The 6,366-nt window shown below is 45.1% G+C and carries 4 protein-coding genes and 1 pseudogene; all 5 read left to right on the forward strand.

Features of this window, described 5'->3' with window-relative positions:
* Positions 1 to 1,751, forward strand: a 1,751-nt coding sequence (locus tag VIP81_RS14815; protein ID WP_331962076.1) for a SusC/RagA family TonB-linked outer membrane protein, incomplete at its 5' end; no start/stop codon positions are given.
* Positions 1,752 to 1,763: 12 nt separating this feature from the next.
* The gene (locus tag VIP81_RS14820; protein WP_331962079.1) at positions 1,764 to 3,584 is read left to right on the forward strand and encodes a RagB/SusD family nutrient uptake outer membrane protein; all 1,821 of its coding nucleotides are present in this window, start codon (positions 1,764 to 1,766) and stop codon (positions 3,582 to 3,584) included.
* Positions 3,585 to 4,039: 455 nt separating this feature from the next.
* Positions 4,040 to 4,498 carry a hypothetical protein gene (locus tag VIP81_RS14825; protein WP_331962082.1) on the forward strand — a complete coding sequence of 153 codons (459 nt, stop codon included), beginning with the start codon at positions 4,040 to 4,042 and terminating at the stop codon, positions 4,496 to 4,498.
* Positions 4,491 to 5,456, forward strand: coding sequence for a hypothetical protein (locus VIP81_RS14830; RefSeq protein WP_331962085.1), 966 nt, complete (start codon positions 4,491 to 4,493; stop codon positions 5,454 to 5,456). The genes VIP81_RS14825 and VIP81_RS14830 overlap by 8 nt, the downstream gene beginning before the upstream one ends.
* Positions 5,392 to 6,366, forward strand: a pseudogene (locus tag VIP81_RS14835) (hypothetical protein); the annotation flags it as partial. The gene VIP81_RS14830 and the pseudogene VIP81_RS14835, both read left to right, overlap by 65 nt.

The following is a 6,366-nucleotide window of genomic DNA, read 5'->3' on the forward strand; positions in this document are numbered from 1 at the left end:
CTACAGAATATCGTAACACTGTTCGCTCTAATATACGACTCCGGCAAAACCTAGACTTCGTTGTAAAAGGCTTGTCATTTACCAGCATGTTTGCTTTTGATGCTTACGGCTGGAATAACCTGAACAGAAAAAGAGAAGTACAAACCTACTACGCTACGGGCCGCGACTCACTGGGAAATCTCCTGACCAAAGTGGTAGATCCGGGCTCCAATGTACTGGGCTTCGAGGTGGCAAGAGGAGGTAACCGCAGGTTTTACACAGAAACGGCCCTGAACTATTCCAATAAATTCGGCAACCATGATGTTTCCGGTTTATTGTTGTACAACCAGTCCGATTATGTTGATGCCGATGCGGGTACCCTCATTTCCTCCATCCCTTACCGCATCAGAGGACTGAGCGGAAGAGGTACTTACGGCTACAAGAACCGCTATTTTGCTGAAGTAAATTTCGGTTACAATGGTTCCGAAAACTTTACGCCGAATAAACGATATGGTTTATTCCCTTCCTATGGTGTGGGTTGGGTAGTATCGAATGAAAGTTTCTTTGCGCCGATCAGTAATGTGCTCAGCTACTTTAAACTCCGCTATACCTATGGTTTATCCGGAAACAGTAATACCGGATCAAGGTTTCTGTTTCTCACAAGGATAAAGAGCGATGGCGGTCTTGGGTATACTTTCGGGGTACCAGGCAACACCACCGGCTACGGCGGGTTACAGGAAGATCAGATTGGTTCTGAGGTAAGCTGGGAAACAGGCAAACGGCAAAACCTGGGTATCGAAATAAAAGCATTGCATGACGACCTGTCGCTCATTGTGGAATTATTCAAGGAGCGCAGAACAGGCATCCTGCTGAGGCAATATGATATTCCTTATGCTTCCGGTTATACCACAGATAATATCCCCTACAGAAATATAGGTATTACAGAGAATAAAGGCATTGACATCACCCTTGATTATAATAAATCATTTTCCAAAAACTATTGGGTAGGCTTCAGGGGTAATTTCAACTTCAATATCAACGAAGATGTGTATGATGGTTTACCACCATGGCAGTATCCATGGCTGAACCGCACGGGTCATCCTATAGACCAGCGCTTTGGCTACGTAGCCCTCGGCTTGTTCTCTGATTCCGCAGACATCACCAAATCGGCCAAACAAGCCGGCGACGTACGTCCCGGAGATATTAAATACAAAGACCTGAACGGAGATGGTTTGATTAACAGCTACGATCAGCAAGCCATTGGTTATGGTTCCGTGCCGCGCATTGTGTACGGACTCAACTTCAGCGCCGGTGTAAAAGGATTTGATCTGAGCCTGTTTTTCCAGGGCGTGGCCATGGTAGATTTTATGTACAGCGGCGGACATGCCACCAACCCTTTTTATGAAGGACCTACTATCGGTAACCTCTATACGGTAGCCACAGACCGTTGGACGCCGGACAACACCAACGCACGGCCTTTCTATCCAAGAATGTCGACCCGGCAGGATATTACCACCAACTATTATGAAAGCACCTGGTGGCAGAAGCGTGCCGACTATATCCGTTTAAAAAGTGCGGAGTTAGGTTATACTTTCAGCGGCGACAAATTATCGCGATACGGCTTAAAGAGTATACGCACCTACGTGAACGGCACCAACCTGTTTACCGTTTCCCCATGGAAAGTATGGGACCCCGAACTGGGCGATGGCAGGGGCACCGCTTATCCTAACATGACTTCATTCAATTTTGGCATCCGCGCTAACTTCAAATAAAACTGAATCACTATGATGCACCATTGCTTCAAAAAAAATATCCTGATACTGCTGCTGCTCTTGTGTGTAGCCGGTTGTAAAAAAGGATTCCTCAATACCGTACCCGATAATATCACCACGCTCACCGATGTATTCACCAACAGAGCCATGACGGAACAATGGCTGGCACGCATCTACAATCCCATGCCGGATATGTGGAACCAGCCTTATAGCGTTCCCTGGACCGGCCAATGCGATGAAGTAGACTATGCCTGGGTGCAACCCGGTATTAACTCCGGTGCTATTACAGCAGATAATGCCAGCCCTTCGTACTGGAACGGTTACTACCAAACCATCCGGCAGGCAGCTATTTTCCTGCAGAATGCTGATCAGAATAAAGAGATCCTGTCGCAGCCAGGTGGTGCGCAGTTACTGAAACAATATAAAGCAGAAGCACGCTTCTTAAGAGCGTACTATTACTGGTTGCTGATGCGCCAATACGGCCCCGTGGTATTAATGGGAGAAGAACCCAAACTACCGGAAGATGATTTCCAGATTCCCAGAAGTCCCTGGGACGACTGCGTTGCCTATGTATTATCTGAAATGGATAAAGCCATGCCTGATGTACCAGTACAGCACATGAACCCCGTTGACCCCACGCAACCGGATGTAACACAAACCGGCCGCATCACGCAGCCTATTATCCTGGCGGTGAAGTCGCAAATCCTGTTATATAGTGCCAGCCCTTTATTCAATGGTAATACGGAGATGAGCAACTTTAAGAACCAGGATGGCACCGCCCTGATCAGCGCCACTTTCGACAAAGAAAAATGGAAGAAAGCAGCAGATGCCGCCAAAGCAGTGATAGATCTCAACAAATGGCAGTTATATACCGTTGCGGATGAAGATCCCTTCCGCGCCGCCTTCCTTTCCTGCCGCAACTTATTCTTTGATGGCTGGCAAACAGAAGCCATCTGGATTCGTACCAACTCAGACCATGTGGGCAACTGGGAAAGACATTGTTCTCCCAGATGTGCCAATGGCTCCGGCTGGAACGGTATCGCCGTTACCCAGGAAATGGTGGATGTATTCCGTACTGCCAGTGGCCAACCCATCACAGATAACGCCAGCGGCTATACGGAAACTGGTTTTACCACCACAGCTACCCCTTATTATGTAGATGGCACCTCCAATATGTATAAAGGAAGAGAACCCCGGTTTTATGTAGACGTGACCTTTAATGGCGCCGTGATACCAGTGGTTCCGGAAAACGGACAAACACGCGTGGAGTTTTTCTTCACCGGTAATTACGGTAAGAACGGCGCTCCGAGAGATTGGCCTACCACCGGATATACCGCCCGTAAAAATATTCACCCCAATACGGACTTCAGAAGCGGCAGAAGTTTTTCACGTCCGGCCATGATGATCCGTCTTGGTGAAATTTACCTGAACTATGCAGAGGCGTTGAATGAATACGATCCAGGAAATCCTGATATTTTAAAATATCTCAATAAAATCCGCCACAGGGGAGGACTCGCCGATATGGCAGCTGGTAGCAGCCAGGCAGAGATGCGTAAACAAATTCACCTGGAACGCCAGATCGAACTGATGTTTGAAGGACATCGCTATTGGGATGTGCGCCGCTGGAAAGTAGCCAATGCACCTGACCAACATCAGGGCGGACAATTCCACGGGATGAATATTGAAAAAGGAAGTTTCCTGTCTGATCCTGAATTTCATAAAAGGATAGTCGCCTTTACGAGAGCGCAATGGGATAATAAATTTTATTTTTATCCGGTGCCGCAGAGTGAAATTGACCGGAATAAAAAACTGGTGCAGTTTACGGGGTATTGATGTAATGCGTTTATAACAACAATGGGGTGTCAAAGTTATTTTGACACCCCATTGTTGTTATTTTATTTTGGAACTATATTTTATATTGTTCTTGTGGAGGTTGATTAACTTGTCAAGTTTAAATCCATCTGTCACCTAATCAAAATTGTTATTATATTTCGGGTAAGATAGTTGTCAACCAAAAGAGTAAAACTTTATTAATATCCCGTATGAGAATCTCAAGTCTTTTTACTGTGAAATAAAATTCTCTCGTTTCAATGCCATATTAAGCTGATAAATGTTAAGGTTTGTCACTCGTAGCTTGCGACCCAAATATGGCAGCCTTAGTACCATTAGATACTGGTATTGTTTCAATTAGCAATCGATTTATAATCTAAGAAGAAATTAACATCATGATGTGGCCCGATTACCTATTTAAGATCAGTTGTTTGCCGAGAAAAAAAATAATTGTATTTATGACAAGTATTTTATTGATGAATGTGCATCTGGCATCGGCACAATTAAAGCTCGATCCGGTCTTACCACCCTCGCCGAACGCAGCCTCACTTGGTAAGTTTGCAGATTTTCCTACGAATCTTTACAATGGAGTTCCACAGATAGATATTCCACTTTGGAATATTGACATGGGAAAGGTGAAGGTACCTATTTCACTGAGTTATCATGCCAGTGGTGTACAGGTTTCAGAGGTGCCGTCCTGGACCGGCTTAGGCTGGACACTCAATGCCGGGGGAGCAATTACCCGTTCTGTACATGGGCTTCCGGATGATGCGTCGGGAGGTTTCTTATCTAGCGAGGTGGTGCCGGAGTGTGCAACCAGGCCAGGAAATGTTGACTATATGCTTTTTCAGAGTGCCATAAGTGGAACTGGGGACACAGAGGGCCGACAGGGCATCATTGCAGGTCGCCATGAATAACGTAGTTTCCAGTACAGGAACAATGAGTTATACTTTTCCTGCAACAGCAGACCTGGTATTGGCCAATTATGATGGCGTTACACAATTGTATGAAGCAACCAATAGCGTTTCCTTAGTTGATGGTTTTGATTCCGGCGATAACAGTAATATTACAATAGCAATTAATCCTGCCGCCAATAATGGAAGCACCTTAGTGCAGGTATCTAATCCTTTACCTGGTATTTCCGCAGCAGCGTTGACTTATCTTGCCTATAATTATTATGATGATTATAGCTTCCCTGGTAGCAGTACTCCTGAAATGGGTGATTATAGTAAACCTCAGGCGGGCACTGATCTTTATCCTGATTTGATTACAGGTGTCAGTAAGCAAACTGCCGGGCTACTCACCGGCACTAAAGTGGGGATACTCGGTACCAACCAATGGCTATCCAGCACTAATTACTATGACACAAAGGGGAGAGTGATCCAAACGATAGGTGATAACGCCAATAACGGTCGTGATATAAAAACGGTACTGTATAGTTTTAACGGTAAGATCCTTAGCACGTATTACCATCACACCAATCCACGAAGTGGCACAGTGGCAGATACAAGAATACTGACTACCAATTATTACGATCCGGCAGGACGGCTAACAGAAATCCGCAAAAAGCTCAATGATCTGTCGGAAAAGACTATCGCGATCATGACTTATGATGAGTTGGGGCAACTCAAATCAAAATCATTAGGAAAATCGGGTACGGGTGTTCCCCTGGAAACATTGAATTATAATTATAATATCCAAGGTTGGCTCAAAGGAATCAATGCTGATTTTGTAAATACACAGAATAATACTGACAACTGGTTTGGCCAGGAGTTGAGCTATGACTATGGGTTTACAAAGAATCAATATAATGGGAACATTAGCGGCGCCAAATGGAAGAGTAAAAGTGACGGTGTCCAGAGCATACGGCTATGACTATGATAATGTTTCTCGCCTTTCTAAAGCTGATTTTAACCAGCAAAATGCGGGTAGCAGTACCTGGGAATCAAATCTGATGAATTTCTCCGTGGGAGGAATCACCTACGATGCCAATGGAAATATCATGACAATGGCCCAGAGTGGCATAGCCGCAGGTGTATCCAGGCCTATTGATCAGCTGCAGTATTCTTATAAAGAAGGTGGGAAGAGCAACAAACTGGAGACGGTAGTAGATGGCCAGAATACAGTTGATGCGAAGCTTGGTGATTTCAACAACGGGACTAATAGTGGAGCCGATTATGATTATGATGCCAATGGAAACCTGATATACGACCTGAATAAGAACATTTCAGCGATTACCTATAATCACCTGAATTTACCGGATAGTATTGTGATCACCGGAAAAGGTGTAATAAAGTACCTGTATGATGCCAGCGGTACAAAATTGAAAAAGATCGTTACAGATAGAACGGGGTCGATGCCTCAGGTAACCACTACTGATTATCTGGGAAGCTTTGTATATCAAAACGATACGCTTCAGTTTTTGAGCCACGAGGAAGGTAGAGTGCGGGTTGTTTTAAAAACAGGAGAGGCTCCTCAATATCCTTTCGACTATTTTGTAAAAGATTATCTGGGCAATGTTCGTCTGGTACTAACAGAACAATCCAATGTTGGTGTGTACGCAGCCACAATGGAAACCGCCGCGGCACCAGTAGAAGATGCGTTATTCAGTAACGTTGATATCACCCGTACACCAAAACCTGTCGGCTACCCAGCTGATGCAACTACCTCTCCTAATGACTACGTAGCCAGGCTAAATGCCACCAATGGGCAGAAGATTGGTCCATCCCTGGTACTGAGAGTAATGGCGGGAGATACGCTGCAGATAGGTAGCAAAGCATTCTAT

Source organism: Chitinophaga sp., assembly GCF_036566945.1.
Taxonomy (GTDB): domain Bacteria; phylum Bacteroidota; class Bacteroidia; order Chitinophagales; family Chitinophagaceae; genus Chitinophaga.

What these genes read in the sequence shown, in the direction of transcription:
- VIP81_RS14820 (WP_331962079.1), top strand. Translation starts at nt 1,764, where the DNA reads ATGATGCACCATTGCTTCAAAAAAAATATCCTGATACTGCTGCTGCTC.
- VIP81_RS14825 (WP_331962082.1), top strand. Translation starts at nt 4,040, where the DNA reads ATGACAAGTATTTTATTGATGAATGTGCATCTGGCATCGGCACAATTA.
- VIP81_RS14830 (WP_331962085.1), top strand. Translation starts at nt 4,491, where the DNA reads ATGAATAACGTAGTTTCCAGTACAGGAACAATGAGTTATACTTTTCCT.